Origin of the sequence: Wenjunlia tyrosinilytica, from assembly GCF_014646055.1 — a bacterium.
Classification (GTDB): Bacteria; Actinomycetota; Actinomycetes; order Streptomycetales; family Streptomycetaceae; genus Wenjunlia; species Wenjunlia tyrosinilytica.
This window is the reverse complement of sequence record NZ_BMMS01000020.1, coordinates 71695-89208: the sequence shown is the minus strand read 5'-3', so window position 1 is coordinate 89208 and position 17514 is coordinate 71695. Positions and strand designations below refer to the sequence as shown.

The window sequence follows — 17514 nt, the reverse complement described above, 5'->3', positions numbered from 1 at the left end:
CAGCGACACGACCCTTGTCGACAGGCAGCCATCCCAGCGAAGGGAAGCCACTACGCATGACATACAGGCTGTTGTCGGTGACGGGTGAGGGCCAAGCCGCCCCGGTGCGCCTCGCCGGGCGGTGCCTCATGAGTCGCCTGCCGTTGTACAGCGCGCTCGCGACGCTCGTCGCAGGGATTGTGATCGCGATCCCCCGGACACCGGCCGACGCGGTGAAGGACAACCGTGTCGGCGAGGGCCGGATCTGCCGCGCACTCGCGCCGGGCAGGGAGCTCTCGTGCGGTACCTACGGGTTCGGAGACCTCCGCTACGTCTGCCGGACGCACGCCGATGCCGGCCTGTGCTCGCGGACGGAGGCGGTGACCGTACGCAACAACGGACGGTCCGTCGTCCACGTGAGGGCCATCAGCGCCCCACGGCAGGGCGCTCGTGAACGGGGTGCCGACCGTGCCGTCGCTCCCGGTCGCATGCTCAACCTCCGCCCCGGCAGGTCGGGTTTCCTCTTGGACATCACCTTACGCAATGCAGGATCCGCCCCGGCCGCGATCGAAGTGGTCCACTTGGAGTAGCCATCACGGCGGCCTATGAGCCGGAGGTGGAAGCGGTCCGGGATCCGGACCGCGTACGGGGCGGCGGTGGAACCGCCCCGCGTACGCGCCGGACGCGAATGAGCACTGACCCGGCGACCGGAGCCGCGTGGGCGGCTTACCGGTGCGCTCGGCCTACCTCGACCCCCACCACATCGCCGGGGCGCCGCTCGTGAACCACGGTCATCAGGGGACAACGAATGCCTGACGGCCGGCTGGCGAGCCCGGTGGATCGAGATCCTTCGGCCCCGACGATCTACGGAGGCAGTACATGACAGCGGAAAGCAACCGCTCCGCCGACACCGGCAGGCAGCAGACATGGGCGAGCGGTGACTACGCCCGGATCGGCAACCTGTGGATCCTGGTGAGCGAGTCACTGTGTGAGTCAGTAGGCATCGTGCCCGGACGCCGCGTCCTCGACGTGGCGTCAGGCAGCGGCAACGCCGCCCTCGCCGCGGCGCGGCGCATGGCAGTCGTCACCGGTCTCGACTTCGTACCGGAGCTGGTGCAGCAGGCCAAGGTGCGCGCCGCGGCTGATCGGCTGGAGGTGACATTCGAGGTGGGAGACGCGGAACGGCTGCCCTATGCGGACGCCTCCTTCGACACGGTCCTCTCCGTCTTCGGAGTAATGTTCGTTCCCGATCAGCAACGAGCGGCCCACGAGTTGGCCCGCGTCCTGCGCCCCGGCGGCCGGATCGGACTCGCCAACTGGACTCCGGACGGCTTTATGGGCCAGGTGTTCGGTCTCGTGCGCGAATACGCGCCGTCGGCGCCCGCAACCCCCTCACCGACCGAATGGGGAACCGAGCCGCACATCCACCGCCTTCTGGGTCGGCACGTCACCTCAATAGACACCGCGGAGCGGCACTGGACGTTCCGTTTCGCCTCGACGAACGCCTTTGTGGAGTACTTCCGCAACAATTTCGGCCCCGTGAACCGGGCCTTCAGCCTGCTCGACATGGGCGGGCAGCGCGCACTTACGGCGGACTTCACCGAAGTCATCAACAACGCGAACGAGTCGGGCGCCGACACCGTCGTTGTCCGCTCCCGCTATCTCGAAGTCGTCGCCATCAGGTAATTTCTGACGCCGGGGGCGCGGCGGTGCCGCTCGTACTCGGAAGGCGCGCATATGGGTACGTGCGGCCGAGGGGCGCCAACGTGTCCTGGACGCCCCGGTCACCTCGAGCACAACGGCGAGAAAAACCAGGGCTGCCCCTGCCCCTCGCCTGCACGAGGCAGGCGCGCGGCGGACGCGATGGTCTCCTTGTCCATGTCAGGGGCCTTGCGGGGTCGGACCTGGCCGGGGCCGTGTGCGTACCGGACCAGGAGAGCTGTACGGCGAGGCTCAGCGATCGCTGCTCTTGAGCAGGGTGTACCGCACCGTCTGCGCGTGGATCAGACCATCGCGGAAGACGAAGGTGTCAACGCCGTCTTCCACCCGGGCCTCGTCGGCCGTGGCGGCCCATTCCAGGAAAAGGACCTCTCCGGCGAACTGCGGGTTCTTTGGATGCCATGTGGCGTTCGGCAACTCCCGCAGCACGGCACCGATGCCCTGCTTCACGCCTTCACGGCCACGCAGGATTCCGGACCGGGTGATGAAGACGGCGTCTTCGGTGAAGTTGGCGGCGATCGCCTCCAGGTCACCTGAGCCGAGCGCGCGGACATGGTCCTGGAACGTCTCTTCGGGACTTCTGGTCATGAGGGACGGTCTCCCTTGTTCGGTCGGCAGGCGTCTGCCGGCAGGTAGGCGATGCCGTGAGCGCCCTGGGTCCTGAACGGGTCCCCGGAGTCGATGTCGAGAACCCGCAGCGTGGCGCCGGATGCCAGGTCGATCACGCTCACGTTGCCCGAGCGCAGATTGGCAACGAACGCTCGGCTGCCGTCCGGCGTGGTGCGGATGGTGATCGGCACCTGCCCGACTGGTTCACTGAATTGGTGGTTGAACGTGCTGGGTGTGTCACCGGGCGAATAGACCGCGAGCTGTCCCGGTGCAGGGTCTCCCTCGTCGTCTGTGAGAGCGAGGCCGGCGAGGACGCGTCCGTCGGCGGCGACGTGGACCGGGCAGGCAGGGCCGTCCAGCGGGATGCGCCCGGAGACCTGGTCGTTCGAGGTGTCGATCACCAGCAACGTGGGAGCGGCAGGGCCCGCCTTCGCGGCGTCGTAGTGGAGGGCCATTCCCGCCGCGTATGCGTGGCGGCCGTCCGGGGAGACAGCGATCTCCTCGGTTCCGTACGGTGCGGGGATCCGCCCGATCAGGACGCCCAGGGCCAGGTCGAGGACAGAGACGAACGGATCGGCCTTGCTGGTGGCATAGCCCTTGCGGCCGTCGGGCGTGACCGCGACCCAGTGTGGTCCTCGTGCCCCGACCTCGATGCGCTGGACCGGTTTGCGGGTGGTCGTGTCGAGTGCGACCAAGGCTCCGCCGCCCGCCGGACCGGCTTCGACGGTCACGTACAGGACCCCGCGGTCCGTGTCGAGGGCGAGGCCGTGAGGTGCCTCCTCGGGGGCGAGGGAGACAACATCGACAACGGTGCGCAGGAACGGGTCGATGACGGTGATCTCGTGCGCTTTCTCTCCCGGCGCGGTGTACACCCCGGAGCGGTAGGTGTGCGACACGTACAGGAGTCCGGCTGCGTGGTCGATGGCCATCTCGTGCGGCTGGGCTGCCACCGAGAGGTCACCGAGGGGCTGATACGTCAGGCCGTCGAAGAAGCGAACGGCCTCACCAGTGGAGGTAACCACCGCGAGTACGGGACGCCGGGTCCCGGAGTCGTCAGTCACGGCTGATCGTCCTTACATGCCCTGGCGGTCGATGAACTCGATGACTTCGTCGTTCGGCCCGTGGACAAAGGCCGCCTGGAAGCTCATCGGGTTCTCGCCCACCGTCGTGATCGAGGTCGGTTCTCCCAGTGGGCGGGCTCCGGCCGCGACAGCCTTGTCGAAGAGCGCCGCGCACTCGTCGGTACGGATCGCGAAGTGGACCAGCGCCGCCACGCGGCCGCGCTCCACATCGCCGGGCCTGCGCGCCGGGTCCAACGCCTGTGGCGAACCACCGGGCGGCGTCGACTCGGCATCGAACAGCTCAATGAGCCGGTCATCGCCGGCATCGAGGAAGACGGCTCGGTGCACACCACGCTGCGGCACGCTCCATTCCCGAACAAGACGGAAACCGAGGACCTCGGTGTAGAACTCCACCGAGGCCTCCAAGTCATAGACGCGAAGAGCGATGTGGTCGAGGCCTCGATTCAGGACTGGACTGGTCACGAGTGTTCCTTGTCGTCGGGGTCCGAGTTCTTCGAGGAAACGGAGCTGCGGTGGCCACTGGCCATGGACACGGGGCGCCGCACTGGCGTGGCCGCGCCGCCCCGACCGTGGGATGAGTGGTGGGAGCCTCCTGCCTCAGTTGCCGGCGAGGGCCTTCAGGACGGCCTGCGCCGTGGCGGTGCTGGACTGCGGGTTCTGGCCCGTGATCAGGTTGCCGTCCTCGACGACCTTGCTGCTCCAGGCCGCGCCGGTGTCGAGGACGGCACCGCGCTCGCGCAGTCGCGATTCGACGAAGAACGGCGTGTTGTCGCCCAGGCCACCCTGGCGCTCTTCCTCATCGGTGAAGGACGTGAGGTGGCGGCCGGCGAAGGTGAAGCCACCGTCCGAGGTGGTGCTGCTCAGCAGGGCAGCGACACCGTGGCAGAGGGCAGCCACCGCCTTGCCCTGGGCGTTCGCCTCATTGAGCAGTCGGCCGAGCCCGGCGTCCTGGGCGAGGTCGGCCATCGGAGCGTGGCCGCCAGGGATGTAGATCGCGTCGTAGTCACCGGCGCGGACATCGGACAGGGCCAGAGGCGAGGTGATCTGATCCGCGATCGAGGCGAGGTACGCGCGGAATTCCTCGGCATCCCTCTCGGCCACGCCGCCGCGCCCGTCCAAGCTGATCGCGTCGACGGTCGGCCGGACACCGCCGGGGGTGGCGATGTCCACCTGGGCGCCGCCGTTACGCAGCACCTTGTGCGAGGCGGCGACCTCCTCTGCCCAGTAGCCGGTGGGGTGGACCGAGCCGTCGGCCAGCTTCAGCGAGTCCGCGCTGGAGACGACCATCAGTATCTTCGACATCGAATGCCTGCTCTTCTCAGAAGTGTTGCCGGCAGCACAGTGCGCTGCCGGAGTCGCGACCTGGTGCCGCGGCGTTCGTGACAACGTCAGCCTCCATCAGGCCCGTCCCACATACCCACCGCCTTCCATAAGAACGCTTATGGAAGGCGGGTTGCGTGGGGGTCTTGGCGGACCACCCGCCCCCAACGGGGCTCCGCCGCCCACGGGCCGCACCGGCGCCGGACTCCCGCCAATTCGCGTCCGGCGTTGTTCAGGCTCAAAGTGGCACGGGCGCCTGCTCATAGTCCGCTCGAAGTACTGATCACCCATGCCCACAACAACTCGGCGGTGTGAGCGGAGCCGCCACGTCAGTCTCCATGGAGTGGCTCCCTCAAGGCCGATTCCGGACCGGACTGAGCAGTAGTGATCAGATCGGTGGGCTCCCGGGTGAGCAGCCACTCGCAGCAGCATGAGCCGTCGGTTCCGCTTTGAGACAGGAGCAGTGCGGATGACACGGATCCCTCCACGGGGAGGACGATCAGGGGTGGGAAGCGTTCGGGAGCAGGCCTTCGGCTCGCGGCCGCCCGAGTACGAGACGGCCCTGGACGCCCCGGCTCCCGGAAGGTGGCTTTTCGATGTGCTGGGTCCCTTGAGGGTGCACGGGCCCGCGGGCTCGGTGGCGCTCGGCCCGCCGCAGCGTCGGGTTCTCCTTCTGCGGCTGCTTGCCGAGCACTGCCGGCCGGTGTCGGTCGATCGCCTCTGCGAAGACCTGTGGGACGGACGGCCACCGAGCGCCGCACGGTCCTGCGTGCACGCCCACATCAGCAGAATCCGCTCCGCGCTGGCCGCCGACCCAGGGGCTTGCGACGGCGTACTCGCTCATACGCCCGCCCTCACTCATACGTCGGCGGGCTACACGCTGCACGTCGAACGCGAGCAGCGCGACACCGCACTGTTCGAGGGCACTGCCCAACGGGCCAAGGCGCTGGCGGCTGAAGGCAACTGGACCCGGGCACGCACCGAGGCGGAAGGGGCCCTCGCCCTGTGGCGCGGAAGGCCGTACTCGGACGCGGAGGAAAGGTCGTTCGCGCGAGGCGAGGCGAGACGGCTGTCGGAGCTTCGCTGGGCCACCCAGGAATTGCTCGCCGGACTGCTGCTGGAAGAGGGAGCGGTCATCCGGTCCATCGCGGTCGCTGAGGAGATGGTCGCCAGGGACCCGCTGCGCGAGGTCTCCTGGGCCGTCCTGCTCCGCGGTCTCTACCTGGCCGGACGCCCCGCAGAGGCCCTGCGCCGCTTCGAGACCGTCCGGCGCCTGCTCGCGGAGGATCTCGGTACCGAACCGGGCCCCGCACTGCGACAAGTGCACATGGCGATCCTGCGGCACGACACCGGTGCTCTGCGGGCCACTGAACGGAGGAGCGCGGATGTGACGGCGGTCGCCGGCGCGACGGGCAGGATGCGGTCCCCGGGCGCGCGCGCGGTGGGCCGAGAGGCGGAACTGTCACGGCTGACAGGGCTGCTGTCCGCCGCACACAACGGCATCACCAGGTGGGCCGTGGTCTCGGGGGCCGCGGGCATGGGCAAGACACGTTTGCTCGAAGCGCTCGCTCGCGAGGCCGAGCAGCGCGGATCCGTTGTGCACTGGGTCCGACATACGAAGCGGCAGGCCGCGGGCGGCTCCGCTCCCGACCGGACCACGGTCACCGGGCCCCTGCCCGCACGTGGCACGCACGAGAATCCGTCCGGCAGCGGCTCCGGTGATTCGCCGGCGATCGTTCTGGGAAGCAGTGCCCCCGTTCTCCGTCTGGTCGACGACCTTCACCACGCCACTGCCGCCGAGATGGACGAACTGGCCGCCTGGTCCGCGCAGCCCCGGGACGCGCCGTCGCTCCTCGTGTGTGCCGTGGACCGCTTCGGTGCACCCGGTGCCGCGGAACTGCTCGCTGCTCTCGACCACCGCGGGGCGGAACACCTCGAACTCCAGCCTCTCACCGCGGAGGACGTCCGCGACCTGCTGCGCTCGAACGCGGACGCCGATGCCGCCGCCGGCCATCCCGCGGAAGAGGCCGCGGCGCTGCACCACTTGACCGGCGGCAACCCGTTCCTCCTGACCGAACTCCTGCGGCTGCCCGCCGCTCGGCGGACAGGCCCGCACCTGAGTCTTCCGGGCGCCGTGAGAGCCGCCGTCCGGGACCGGTTGCACGCGCTTGCCCCCCGGGCGCGCCGCGTGCTGGAAACCGCTGCCGTCGCCGGAGAGGATCTGGACGTCGCGGTACTGGCGGCGACGACCTCCCTTCCCGGATCGGCCGTGCTCGCCTGTCTGGAGGCCGCCGCCGAGTCAGGTCTGGTGGTGCGGTCCGCCGACTGGACGCCACGTGGACCAGGCACCTACCGGTTCCCGTGCGAGCTCGTCCGTCAAGCCCTCCGGGCAGACCTGAAGGCTCCCCGCGTACGTGAGGTGCACGCGGTGCTGTACCGGGTGCTGTCCGGCCGCCCGGACAGCGATGCCGAAGCCGTCGCCGAGCATGCCGTCGCCGCGGGGCCGCTCGTCGGCGACCGTGAACTGTCCTCCGCCGCCCTGCAGGCCGGGTACACGTGCCTGGACAGATGCCAGGTGGACAGGGCCGGTGAATGGATGGCCCGTGCACTCGCCGGCCATGCGGGTTCGCAACGGCTGAGGGCAGCCTTGGAAGCGGCGCTGTCGCGGACCGGTGCCGCCCCGCAGGAGCCCGCCGGAGCGGACAGTGGGGGGAACAGCGCGACCGCGGGGAACAACGTGATCCGGCTGCCGGTACGGCGAGCCTGACGGCCGTTCCGGTGGCCTGTTCCGCCCGCGCCCCCACGTGGACACTACGGCGGTCTATTCCACGTGGACCACTTCGAGTACGGCCGGGGCAGGTCCCGCGTTGCGCAAGGTGATGTCGAACAGGTAACCCGGGCCGCTGCGACGAAGCGTGACCGCATGGCCAGGAATGATCGCACGGTCGTCGCCCTGCTCACGCACGCCCTGCCGTGGCCCGCTGATGGCGCGCACATGCACGACGGACTGTCCGCGGTTGCGTACGGTCACCGCCTTCGTCCGTGAGCACTGGCCGCCATCGGCGCGGGTCCGGCAGAGGTAGCGCAGGTCCCCGAAGCCGTGGTCACCGCAGGTGAGCTCCGGACCGGGCGCGAGCGCGGACAGGCAGATCCGACCCCTTCTGACACGGTCGTCCTCCTCTGTGTCGGTTGGTGCCCGGGGAATCGAGATCACCGCGCCCGCGACGAGCGTCACGAGCACGCTGTACAAGAGCATGTGGCTCCTGCGGCCTCGTCCGCAAAGGCTTGCCCGAGTCGGCCGACCCTCGCTCTTTCCCGAAGACACCCGGTAAGTCATACGTTGCGTCCATTCATGTGAGTCGGGTACTGCGCCGTGGCGCCGGCAGCCCCCACCGGGTCCGATCATCCCCGGCGCGACGCGTGACTGCCCGAGGGCCCGGCACTGCCCGGACGGAGCCCTTCGAGGCCGTCCGTGCCCCGGCTGATCAGCGCCTCCTTCAGCGCCCTGAGCGCGTAGTAGGAGCGCGACTTGACTGTTCCCGGCGGTATACCCAAGTGGTCGGAGGCCTGGGCCACGCTGTAGCCGAAGTAGTGGACGAGCTGGATCACCTCCCGGTGCTGATCGCTGAGGTCCCGCAGCGCCTCCAGCACGACCTGGGACGTAAGCGTGCGGTCGATGTCGTCCGTCATTGGCAGTTCGGGCTGGTCGGCGGCCGGCACTTCTGCCGGGCGGACCCGCAGGGCACGGCGGTGGTCGATCACAAGACGGCGCGCCACCGTGAACAGCCAAGGCCGGGGGTCCTGCACCGTTGCCAGGTGCTCGCGGTGGTGCCAGGCGCGAGCCGCGGTCTCCTGAAGGATGTCTTCGGCGCGGTACCAGTCACCTCCGAGCATGCGGGAGGCGTATCGCAGCAAGGGAGTTCCGTGCTGCTCGTACACATCCACAAAGAACGCCGAGCAGTTGGTGCCCAAGGGCTCGGGTGTGTCCCGCCCGTCGGCCGTAGGGACGGAGGCGGTCGTGTGGGCTGCGTTCAAGGTCCGCCTCCTGGCCGGAGCCCTCATCGGTCGAAGAACTGTGCAGAGTTGCCCCGCACCGCGCGCGAGAGGGGCACCACATTTGCCGAGTTGTCTTGGCGCCGCCTTGTCGAGGGCCTGTCCAAGGAAGGGTGGCCGTCAGTCGGCCGTGACGCAGGGGAGCCTTCCTTGCCAAGTGGGCAGTTGTGAGTGCTCGCCCATGCTGTCGACTGAGCAACGGAGCCGGTCACACTCGGCTCGGCCGAGAGTAGAAACCACTCGGTCGGCGTCGCACTTTGAGGAGTGGTCGAGTATGAGGGCATTCTCACGAATCGGGGTCGCCTTGGGAGGGGCGCTGCTGATAGCAGCACCGACCGCGTATCCCGCGGCGGCCGCACCGCCGGATGACAGAGGCCTCTGCGTCTCCAAGAGCGGCTGGGGCGAGCTGTGCCTCAAGCAGGATCCCCGGGGTTACGACATCTCGTACTACAAGGCATGGAACCCGGGCCATCAGGTGGACAGGCTTGACTTCAACCTCGACTGCGCGAACGGGCGCTGGTTCGGTGACGAAGGCGCGTTCACCATGTGGAGCATGAAGTGGCGGAGCTACACATTCGCCGTCGGTGTCCAGGGAAGATGCTGGGGCGTATTGATCAATGTGGACACAGGTCAGCGCATGGAGACTCCGCCCGTTGGGTGATCGGGCGCTTCTCGATCGTTCTGTGCGGACTCCGTCCTGCCCGGAAGGGTGCGACAGGACGGAGCCCACTGCCTGCCCTCGGCCCCGGTATCACCCGGCGCACGGCGCAGCAGGCTGTCGGGGGCGAGGACGTCGGCGCGTCTGCCAGAAGGCAGACGCGCCGGTCGGTCGTGATGGTTGTGTCCGTGTCGAGGCGAGGAGGTGCGATCGGGTCGGCGATGCGCCGTCTTCACTCGAAGAGTGCTCGGAGGGTTGTTCAGAGGCCCGATCGGGGGCGTTGCCGCGGGGGAGGGGTGGACATCGCTCGGTCCGGCGGGCCTGCCGGCCGGTGTCGATGCGCCGACGCAGGTTGAACAGCCACCAGAGGAAGCCCAGGGCGACGGCGATGGCGACCGTCTTGCGCGGTCTCGGGCCGCGGCCATGCTTCACATGTCCCAGCCCACCTTGAGCCAGATCGTGCGCCGGCTCGAGGACGCGTTCGGTATCGCCCTGCTGACGCGCACGACCCGCTCGGTGAGGCTGACGCCGAACGGGCGGATGTTCCTCGGGGAGGCACGTGCCGTCCTGGAACGCTTCGACGCCGCGATGCCGAGCGTGCCGCGTCCGGTCTGGTGGGGCGGCTGAGGCTGGGCTACCTCATCGGCTCCGCCCTCGACCACATGCCCGCCATCCTGCGCGCCTTCGGCGAGCGTACCCGGAGGTCTCGCTGGAGGTCGAGGAGTTCGACTTCCGCTTCCCCGAGGCGGGCCCGGACACAGATGCGACCGACGTGGCGATCGTGCGGCCGCCGGTCGACCTTCCGAACGGATCCGAACTGCGCGTACTGCGCAGCGAACCCAGGGTGGCCTGCGTGGCCGACCTCCACCCGCTCGCCTCACGCCGGGAGGTGAGCGTCGCGGACCTGCTCGACCAGCCGATCGTCGCCGCGCCCGGCAGCGGAATCGATTGCGGCGTCGAGAACGCTCCGCGGGTCGGTGCCCTGCTCGGTGACGAATCGGCACAAACCGCGCCTCTACCCAGGCGGACGGCTTCGCCGGGTACCCCGACCACTCCGGCTGCGACCGCACCAGCGGCGGTGACTGACCGCAGCTGACCAAGCCGTCCGCCATGGGGCTCGGGGCTCGGGGAGCCAGTCGGCGGCGTGGGCCGTGGGCACTGTCACGGCCAGGGCGCCCATCGCGGCGAGCCCGGTCGGGACACGGCTGAACCCACGCGCTGCCGTCCTGTGGCGGCGCCGCCGTCGCACTTCTTCGGGTCCAGGGGCCGGGCACCACCATTGCGTTTGACGAGGGGCGGTCGCCCTCGGCTTTCCCTTGGTGCCCCGCCAGCGGAGCCCTGGACGAACCGGCCCGCCGACGCTGCTGCGTCGGCGGGCCGACGGGGTCTTACGGCTTGGTGATCTGCGCGGTGGTGGCCCAGGCCATGACGAGTTGGCCGGTGGCGTTGGGGTGGGCCGCTGTGGTGTTGGGGGCGGGCGTCAGAGATTCGATCCATCGGCGCTCACGGGGCTGGCACATGTCGTGACCGGCAGTGGGCGTGTAGGTGTCCGCGAAGGACACGCCGACGCCGCCGGCCGCGGCGCGGCGTGCCAGCGCCCGGTTGAGCTTCTTGGTCGTGTCCCGAAGGAAGGCGAAGTCGCCCTTGGCAAAGGGAACTTCCTTGCATCCGACTCCGCTGTCGGGGAAGAGAGCGGGATATCCGACCACGATCACCTTGGCGTCGGGGCTGCGCCGCCTGATGTCGGTCAGGATCTCGCGGATGCGGCCTTCCACGGTGTTGATGCGCTCTCCCAGCACGTCCTTGCCACCTGATGTGAAGTGCTTCTTGCAGGGGCTGCCGTTGGGATCGGAGGAGGCGACCAGGACGCAGGTGGTGAGCACGGAGGTGAAGCCGACATCGTTGCCGCCCAGGGTCAGTGTGACCAGCTTGGTGTTGGGGGTGAGGGCACTGGCCTGCGGAGGCTTCGAACCCTGGGGGTTCGCTATGTTCGCGGTCGTGGCCCCGCTGCACGTGACATCCTTGAACGTGCGGTTCTTCCCCGCGGCGGTCTTGGAGACGAGAGTGGGGTAGCTGCCGGTGGTGCGGTCGCACTCCTTGTCAAGGACTCCGGCCAGTCCGGCACCCGAGGCGTAGGAGTCGCCCATCGCGACGTAGTTGGGTCCGTCGGCGGAGCTGGCTGTCGCGTTCTGTGCCACCGCGACTGCTGCGCCCAGGGACAGGGCGGTCGCCGAGGCGACAGCGGCTCCGACGGCCGCGAACCGCCCGCGGGGCAACCTGCTTCTCGAATGCATCATGGGCCTTCTCTGAGTTCTTGTCGAAGTGCGTGGTCTGATCACCCCCGGCGCAATGCGCGGGAGACGGCCCGACAATCGTGGAGGTGGCTTGCCCGGACCTTGTCGACGGCTTGTCCGGGCACAGCACGACAGCGCCGACAGTCAGGCGGAGGGGGCCATTTCAGCTCCTTCCCGCGCCCTGTCACCGTCTGCCCATGCGAGCAACGGGGGCTTGGAGGAGGAAAATCGCGCGGTGCGGTGCTCGGAAGCCGCACTCGGGGATGGGGCTTGAGAACCTCAAGGGGTACATGGCCCTCCCCGCGCTCGCTGGAGCTCAGCAGCGCCCGATGACTTGTGTCGGCTGACAAGACGTTGGCAAGTTTGGCCAAGAAGGATTGGGAGTGTGCTCCTTGTTGTCGCGCCGCAGGGCGCGGCGCATGTTGTGCGTTGCTTGCATTGAGCGTCGCGTGAGGAGGTGTGAGGTGTGAGGCATGGTGATACGTGCCTGGAGCTGCCGCACCTGTTGGGGCTGGCCGGCAGCTTCTCGGCTCACACCCGCGCTACGGCAGAGACAGCGCAAGAGGGTGGTGAACAGGTGCAGCGGACGAGGCCACCATCAGGGCCGGACCCCGTGATGGCCTCCGGCAGCGGCGAGCGGCACTCGTGCCCTGCCTCGCGCCGGACTCGGCCCTTGTGCCGGTCTCGGACGCCGCGGACGACAGGGGCGCAACATCCCGCGAGTGATCCGGCCCCGCGGCTGCCCCGGCGTGTCGGTGCCGGGTGGACCGCACGGGGCGCACGTACGTAGCAGGCAAGCGCGCCGGAGAGCCGAATCACGGCTGGGCACTCCGCTTCCGGGCCCTGGCGCCCCCTCCCCCGCGCCGGGGCCCGGATTCCAAGACTTCGCGGTCCGTGGGGAGCAAGGCGCGGCCACTCGTCGCCCGAGCTCCCTCGGGCGGGTGGGGGCCGAGTCGGCCGCGGCCCGCTCACGCCTGCGTGCTCCGGGCGGGCCAGGAGGGCCCCCTAATGCCGATCAGCTCACATCTTGTTCATCCCGTTGGATCGCCGATCGGCCGCGCCGCCCGGGTTGGCAGCAAGGAGAAAGTCCGATGGTCGAGGCAGCCGCTGTTCTGGCCCGGTGCGCTCAGCACGTGCTGGGCGCACCGCTGCCCCTGCGGATCCGCGCCTGGGACGGCAGCGTGTCCGGCCCGGTGGAAGGGCCCGAACTCGTCGTGCGCAACCGGCGGGCGGTACGCCGCCTGCTGTGGCAACCTGGCGAACTCGGGCTCGCCCGCGGGTGGGTCGCCGGGGACCTCGCGATAGGCGGCGACCTGTACGAGGCGCTGGACAGGCTCGCAGGGCTGCTGTGGGAGCGGGACGGGGACGCGGGACGGTCCTTCGCGGCGGCCCGGGTTGTCGAAGCCCTGCGCGCCCCCGGAACCGTTCGCGACGTGCGGGAGTTGCTGGCCCTCGTCCGCCATCCGATGCCTCCGCGTCCGCCCGCCGAGGAGGTCCCGCACCGTCGGGGCAGGGCGCACACCCTGGGCCGTGATCGCGCCGCGATCAGTCACCACTATGACGTGGGCAACGACTTCTACGCCCTCGTGCTGGGCCCCTCCCTGGTCTATTCGTGCGGCTACTGGGAGTCTGCCCCACCGTCTTTTGGGGCGACGCTGGAGAAAGCGCAGTACGACAAGCTCAACCTGGTCTGCCGCAAGCTCGCCCTTCGACCGGGGCAGCGGTTGCTCGACGTCGGCTGCGGATGGGGTTCGATGGCTGTGCACGCCGCCTTGGAGCACGAGGTGCACGTCGTGGGCGTCACCCTCTCCGAGGAGCAGGCCGCACTGGCGCGCGACCGTGTCGCCGACATGGGTCTGTCCGACCGGATCGAGATACGTGTGCAGGATTACCGAGAGGTGGCGGACGGTCCGTACGACGCCATCTCCTCGATCGGCATGGCCGAGCACGTCGGGGCCCAGGGCTACCTTGCCTATGCCCGGCAGTTGTACCGGCTGCTGCGGCCGGAGGGGCGCCTGCTCAACCACCAGATAGCGCGCCGCCCACTGCGGAGCGAGCAGTCGTACCGCATGAACGGGTTCATCGACCGCTACGTCTTCCCCGACGGCGAACTCGCACCGGTCGGTTCGACCGTGTCCCTGCTGGAGGAGGCCGGGTTCGAGGTGCGAGACGTCGAGGTGCTGAGGGAGCACTACGCCCTGACGCTGCGTGCCTGGGTGGCCAACCTGGAGGCCAACTGGCACGAGGCGGTCCGCCTCACGAGCCCCGGCAGGGCTCGGGTGTGGCGGCTGTACATGGCCGCGTCGGCGCTCGGGTTCGAACACAATGCGATGGGCGTCAACCAGGTGCTGGCCGTGAAGACCACGCCGGACGGCGTCTCCGGCATCGCGCGGGGGCGCCGGTGGTGACCGAGCACTGGGACTGCGGCGCCGTCGAAGGGCACGTCAGCCGGATCGAGTAGCTGAAGCGGCAGACGTTCGGCCGCGCGAAGCACGAGCTCTTCCGTGAAACGTGTACCTGGCGCTCCGGCGGACGCCGTATCAACCGCAGGAGCGTCGGCCGGCTTGCCCGGACGGTGAGGGCCGTGCGCCAGGCGGGCACCGGCCTGGCCGGATGGCTTCGTCGCACGACGCTCCAGTACCGTCCGGAGTGACCGGCGCTTCGCCGTCCGTGCAGGCAGGCAACCCCTCGGCCTGCCGACGAACGTCAGCCCGCAGGGCAGAGCGCGCTCACGGCACCGGAACCGCCGGACCTGCCGTCCAGCAGCCAGGACCACGCAGCCGGAGCCCGCTCCGCGGGAAGCACGGGTCCGAACGACCACCAACTCATCGTCGTACGACGTTGGGGGCGAATGTCGCTCCCGCGTGGCGGCCTGCGCACACTCTGGCGAACTTGTTCGTAGCGAACATGTTCGCTACGGTGTACTGGTGACTCCGAGAACTGCCGCATCGTGCGGTCGTCGTGAGCGGTCCGCCAAGTCCCTTACGTATGAGGCCATCGTCGCTACCGCGATTGCGCCTGAAGTGCGAAGGGCCGCAGTCCGTCACGATGAGGTGCCCTGGTGCGGTGGCTCGATACCGGACCCGAGCCACTGCTTGTGCATGTGACCAACACGGCCGAGCCGCACGCGGCGATGCTCGAGAACCTCCTGGGCGCCCTTGCCCCAGCCCGGTCCACGCCAAAGGGGGCGCGGCCCCAGCACCAACCCGAAGGGAAAGCAGGCATGACCATGAGCGCTACCCACCACCCCATCATCGTCGTCGGCGCCGGCCTCGGCGGACTGACGCTGGCACGCGTCCTGCATGTGAACGGCATCCAGACCGTGGTCCTCGACCTGGAGCCCGGTGCGCACGCTCGGACCCAGGGCGGCATGCTCGACATCCACGAGGAGACCGGTCAGGCAGCCCTGCGCGCCGCCGGACTGCATGAGGAGTTCCGCGCCAAGGTACACCCCGGTGGCGAGGCCCTGCGGGTCCTGGACAGGCACGCGCACGTCCTGATGGAAGAAGCAGACCACGGCGGGCGCGGCCGCCCGGAAATCGACCGCGGCGACCTGCGCGCAATCCTGCTCCACTCGCTGCCCGAGGGCACCGTCCGCTGGAACAGCAAGGTCGCCGGCGCGCGACCGCTCGACTCCGGGCGGCACGAGGTCACTCTCGCCGATGGGACCGCCCTCACCACCGACCTGCTCATCGGCGCGGACGGCGCCTGGTCCCGCATCCGCCCGCTGCTCTCCGCCGCCAAGCCCGTCTACACCGGCATCTCCTTCGTCGAACTGGACCTCCTCGACGCCGACGCCCGTCACCCGGAGTGCGCCAAGCTGATCGGCGGAGGAATGCTCTTCGCACTCGGCGACAACAAGGGCTTTCTCGCTCACCGCGAGAGCGACGGCAGCCTGCACATCTACACCGCGCTGCGCGCTGCGGAAAGCTGGCTGTCCACCCTCGATTTCACCGATCCCCACTCTGCCAAAGCCGCGCTGCTGGAGCACTTTGCGGACTGGGCGCCCAGTTTGCGCAAGTTGGTCGCCGATGCTGACGGCCCGGTGGTCCCTCGCCTGATCCAGGCGCTGCCCGTCGGCCACCTGTGGAAGCGCACCCCCGGTGTCACCTTGCTCGGTGACGCGGCGCACCTGATGTCCCCCTTCGCAGGAGAAGGCGCCAACCTCGCCATGATCGACGGCGCCGATCTCGGCCGGGCACTGGCCTCACATCCCGGGGACACCGAGACAGCGCTGACGGTGTACGAGGGCATCCTCTTCCCGCGCAGTGAGAAGACCGCCCGGCAGTCGGCGAAGGGCCTGGAGACCATCTTCAACGACCGTGCCCCACAGCCTCTCGTCGACATGCTCGCCTCCTTCACAACCGAATGACCCAGAACCTCGACGCCGGCGCCCCTCGTCGGCGGAGGATCCCTCACATCGGCCCGCGCCGGCGCCGACACGGTGCCCGGGAGGTGCCTGGCAGCGATCCTTCGTGGGCACGTCGGGCCGCACGCGGCAACGGTTGCCGGCAGCCTCGTTCGGGCCATCGGGGGTGGCTGCTCAGCGGCGCCTTCCGACCAAGCAGATGTGGACTCGCACATCCCTCCCCGCGTGAGCAGCTTCAGGCATGAAACGTGCCTGTTGGCTGAGTAACCGTTCCCCATAGCTTCATCCGTGTCACGACCCCGGCGCATATGTGTGGGCGGAGTCGTCGATGGTGAGAAGTCGGCTGTTGGCACCCTTGGGCAACGCACTTGATTCGGGTCAGGGCGCGGCAGCCACGGAGGGGTCCGCCACCAGCGCGCCGGATCAAAACGGCCCGGTTTCTTGCCGAACCCCGTAGAGCAACACATCGAAGGATGAAGATGAACAAGCACATGAGGACGATGACAACTGCTGCGGGAGCTCTGGTTGTGGCGGCTGCATCGCTGCTGGCGGCTCCTCCCGCCAATGCGGCTGGGCCGGTGAAGTGCAGCGCCGCCGGGATCTCGACGGTATGCATCAATGACGATCCCGACGGATACCGGGCGTCTGTCACTCCGTGGTACGACCTGGCCAATGACACGCTGGACTTCAACCTCTGGTGCGCGAACGGCACCTGGTACGGCGACGAAGGTTCCTTCGTGGCCGAATTCGGCAAGGAGAAGAGCTACATCTTCAAGGTCGGTCGCCAGGGCAGCTGCTTCGTCCGCCTCCTCAACAGGAGTACGGGCGAGCAGTGGGACACGCCGAGTATCTCCCGCTGATTCCCACCCCCGCGCTACACCGGTCGGGCACACGGTTCGGGGGATGGCCTGTCTGTCCCTGGCAGATCAGGCCGTCCCTTCGAGCGGGCTCCAACCCATCCGCCTGCTGACCGAAGGGCACGGCGACTTGGTCGACGAACGGGCGGACAGCGCTGTGTTGGACGAAGGGCAACCTTTCAGGTGCTCCACCACGGCCGCTTTGCTGTTGTCTCATGGCGATGATTTCGACGGACACGAGCTACGCTTCTACCTCTTCTGCGAAAAGGGCCCTCCCCACGGCGATGACGGCGCCTTCCACGCCGGACAACGCAAGACGTACACCTATAACTTCCGGATTCCCCCTCAAGGCCTCTGCCACGTCCTACTCTCGGACCGGACTGCCGGAAAGAAGTGGTACACACCAAACATCGAGCGCTGACGCCGCCGCTCAGCCGGACCGCCCTGCCCGCAATGGATCTCGCGGGCAGGGCGGTCCACTTGCCTTTGACCGGCCACGCGTCGCAACGTGGCTGCTCGGTCCAGGGAGGTTGCGCGACGGGAGGCTCCCCGAGGGCGTGAGCCCGGTGCCCGG

Annotated in this window: 17 protein-coding genes; 10 read left to right on the top strand and 7 right to left on the bottom strand. The window is 69.0% G+C overall.

Features of this window, described 5'->3' with window-relative positions; all coding sequences use genetic code 11:
* The first annotated feature begins 56 nt into the window (after nucleotides 1–56).
* Both IEY86_RS22510 and IEY86_RS22505 read left to right on the top strand, forming a co-directional pair.
* Entirely contained in the window at nucleotides 57–569 is a 513-nt protein-coding gene (locus IEY86_RS22510; RefSeq protein WP_189133619.1) for a hypothetical protein, read from the top strand.
* A gap of 289 nt (nucleotides 570–858) precedes the next feature.
* Nucleotides 859–1665, top strand: a complete 807-nt coding sequence (locus IEY86_RS22505; RefSeq protein ID WP_189133618.1) for a class I SAM-dependent methyltransferase — start codon at nucleotides 859–861, stop codon at nucleotides 1663–1665.
* A 267-nt stretch (nucleotides 1666–1932) separates the two neighbouring features.
* On the opposite strand, the gene IEY86_RS22500 is transcribed toward IEY86_RS22505, so the two are convergent.
* From IEY86_RS22500 to IEY86_RS22485, 4 genes are all read right to left on the bottom strand, one after another.
* Nucleotides 1933–2286 carry a nuclear transport factor 2 family protein gene (locus tag IEY86_RS22500; protein WP_189133617.1) on the bottom strand — a complete coding sequence of 118 codons (354 nt, stop codon included), beginning with the start codon at nucleotides 2284–2286 and terminating at the stop codon, nucleotides 1933–1935.
* Nucleotides 2283–3368 (bottom strand): YncE family protein, encoded by a 1086-nt coding sequence (locus tag IEY86_RS22495; RefSeq protein ID WP_189133616.1) that lies wholly within the window; start codon nucleotides 3366–3368, stop codon nucleotides 2283–2285. The genes IEY86_RS22500 and IEY86_RS22495 overlap by 4 nt, the downstream gene beginning before the upstream one ends.
* A 12-nt stretch (nucleotides 3369–3380) precedes the next feature.
* The gene (locus IEY86_RS22490) at nucleotides 3381–3851 is read right to left on the bottom strand and encodes a VOC family protein (protein WP_189133615.1); all 471 of its coding nucleotides are present in this window, start codon (nucleotides 3849–3851) and stop codon (nucleotides 3381–3383) included.
* A 135-nt stretch (nucleotides 3852–3986) separates the two neighbouring features.
* Nucleotides 3987–4691, bottom strand: coding sequence for a type 1 glutamine amidotransferase domain-containing protein (locus tag IEY86_RS22485; RefSeq protein ID WP_189133614.1), 705 nt, complete (start codon nucleotides 4689–4691; stop codon nucleotides 3987–3989).
* Between the two features lie 523 nt (nucleotides 4692–5214).
* On the opposite strand from IEY86_RS22485, the gene IEY86_RS22480 reads away from it, so the two are divergent.
* Nucleotides 5215–7476 carry an ATP-binding protein gene (locus IEY86_RS22480; protein WP_189133613.1) on the top strand — a complete coding sequence of 754 codons (2262 nt, stop codon included), beginning with the start codon at nucleotides 5215–5217 and terminating at the stop codon, nucleotides 7474–7476.
* Between the two features lie 54 nt (nucleotides 7477–7530).
* On the opposite strand, the gene IEY86_RS22475 is transcribed toward IEY86_RS22480, so the two are convergent.
* On the bottom strand, nucleotides 7531–7965 hold the full coding sequence (locus IEY86_RS22475) for a hypothetical protein (protein WP_189133612.1): 435 nt from the start codon (nucleotides 7963–7965) through the stop codon (nucleotides 7531–7533).
* Between the two features lie 146 nt (nucleotides 7966–8111).
* The gene (locus IEY86_RS22470; RefSeq protein WP_229698667.1) at nucleotides 8112–8744 is read right to left on the bottom strand and encodes a sigma-70 family RNA polymerase sigma factor; all 633 of its coding nucleotides are present in this window, start codon (nucleotides 8742–8744) and stop codon (nucleotides 8112–8114) included.
* A gap of 292 nt (nucleotides 8745–9036) precedes the next feature.
* Between IEY86_RS22470 and IEY86_RS22465 the strand changes: the two genes are divergently transcribed.
* The 3 genes from IEY86_RS22465 to IEY86_RS22455 all read left to right on the top strand — a co-directional run bounded on the left by IEY86_RS22465 (nucleotide 9037) and on the right by IEY86_RS22455 (nucleotide 10516).
* On the top strand, nucleotides 9037–9423 hold the full coding sequence (locus IEY86_RS22465; RefSeq protein ID WP_189133610.1) for a hypothetical protein: 387 nt from the start codon (nucleotides 9037–9039) through the stop codon (nucleotides 9421–9423).
* 201 nt (nucleotides 9424–9624) lie between these two features.
* On the top strand, nucleotides 9625–10047 hold the full coding sequence (locus tag IEY86_RS38140; RefSeq protein ID WP_373287075.1) for a LysR family transcriptional regulator: 423 nt from the start codon (nucleotides 9625–9627) through the stop codon (nucleotides 10045–10047).
* Nucleotides 9980–10516 (top strand): LysR substrate-binding domain-containing protein, encoded by a 537-nt coding sequence (locus IEY86_RS22455; protein ID WP_189133608.1) that lies wholly within the window; start codon nucleotides 9980–9982, stop codon nucleotides 10514–10516. The genes IEY86_RS38140 and IEY86_RS22455 overlap by 68 nt, the downstream gene beginning before the upstream one ends.
* A 292-nt stretch (nucleotides 10517–10808) precedes the next feature.
* Here IEY86_RS22455 and IEY86_RS22450 read toward each other — a convergent pair whose 3' ends face one another.
* Nucleotides 10809–11717, bottom strand: a complete 909-nt coding sequence (locus tag IEY86_RS22450; protein ID WP_229698666.1) for an SGNH/GDSL hydrolase family protein — start codon at nucleotides 11715–11717, stop codon at nucleotides 10809–10811.
* A gap of 1088 nt (nucleotides 11718–12805) precedes the next feature.
* Here IEY86_RS22450 and IEY86_RS22445 point away from each other — a divergent pair.
* The 4 genes from IEY86_RS22445 (at nucleotide 12806) to IEY86_RS22430 (ending at nucleotide 17361) form a co-directional block, all read left to right on the top strand.
* On the top strand, nucleotides 12806–14122 hold the full coding sequence (locus IEY86_RS22445) for an SAM-dependent methyltransferase (protein ID WP_189133607.1): 1317 nt from the start codon (nucleotides 12806–12808) through the stop codon (nucleotides 14120–14122).
* 815 nt (nucleotides 14123–14937) lie between these two features.
* The gene (locus tag IEY86_RS22440) at nucleotides 14938–16086 is read left to right on the top strand and encodes an FAD-dependent oxidoreductase (protein WP_373287074.1); all 1149 of its coding nucleotides are present in this window, start codon (nucleotides 14938–14940) and stop codon (nucleotides 16084–16086) included.
* Between the two features lie 476 nt (nucleotides 16087–16562).
* Nucleotides 16563–16943 carry a hypothetical protein gene (locus tag IEY86_RS22435; protein ID WP_189133606.1) on the top strand — a complete coding sequence of 127 codons (381 nt, stop codon included), beginning with the start codon at nucleotides 16563–16565 and terminating at the stop codon, nucleotides 16941–16943.
* A gap of 43 nt (nucleotides 16944–16986) precedes the next feature.
* Complete coding sequence (locus IEY86_RS22430; RefSeq protein WP_189133605.1) at nucleotides 16987–17361, top strand: hypothetical protein; 375 nt, start codon at nucleotides 16987–16989, stop codon at nucleotides 17359–17361.
* Nucleotides 17362–17514: the final 153 nt, after the last annotated feature.